General features: G+C 62.2%; 1 protein-coding gene. It reads left to right on the forward strand.

Annotated elements, in window-relative coordinates:
• Positions 1 to 240: 240 nt before the first annotated feature.
• The coding region (locus tag ABD323_RS42370) for a hypothetical protein (protein WP_344447384.1) at positions 241 to 809 on the forward strand (569 nt) is incomplete at its 3' end.

Consider the following 809-nt stretch of genomic DNA (forward strand, 5'->3'; position numbering starts at 1 on the left):
CCATCCACCATGCCCCGAACCTAGAACCTTGCCCCGCGGGAACCTCAAACGCAGCGCCCGGGAAGAGGCAGACGCTCTCCAAGGCACTCTGGCGCCGGTGGAACAGATCTGACACCATCTCAGCCGAGATGAACAGGCAGTGGACGAATGGTTCATCTCAGCTGCACCGCTATAGCCGTTGAGCGCCGAGAAGATCTGAGGCCAGCCTTGAAGACCTTACGAAACCACATCCCGAATCTGATGACGCTCGTGTTGTTGCTACTTGGCCTGATGACCGCCGCGACGGCGCAGGCAGAGGCGGCCCCACAGCAGCTCACCGGCAGCGCGATCGTCTGCTCCAACTCCCCCATCCCGTCCGGATGGGTCATCACAAGCTCGTACCGCAGCACCGGTTGCGCCGGCACCGGCATCGCGTACTCCATCAGCGATTCGAGCGGGCAGACCAGTCTCGCCGTTTGTTCCATGTCCCCCATCCCGACCGGATGGGTCATCACCAGCTCGTACAGCAGCAGCGGCTGCGCCGGCACCGGCGTCGCCTACTCCATCAGTAAAATCACCAACCAGACCTATGCCAACGTGTGCTCCATGTCTCCGATCCCGTCAGGGTGGGTCGTCACGAGCTCCTACAGCACCAGCAGTTGTGCTGGCACAGGCGTCGCGTACTCCATCAGCAACGTCACCAACCAGACGTACGCCAACGTGTGCTCCATGTCTCCCATCCCGTCAGGGTGGGTCATCACGAGCTCCTACAGCACCAGCGGCTGCGCCGGCACCGGCGTCGCGTATTCCATCAGCAACGTCACCAACCA

Origin of the sequence: Kitasatospora nipponensis, assembly GCF_039528135.1 — a bacterium.
In the GTDB taxonomy this organism is placed as follows: Bacteria; Actinomycetota; Actinomycetes; order Streptomycetales; family Streptomycetaceae; genus Kitasatospora; species Kitasatospora nipponensis.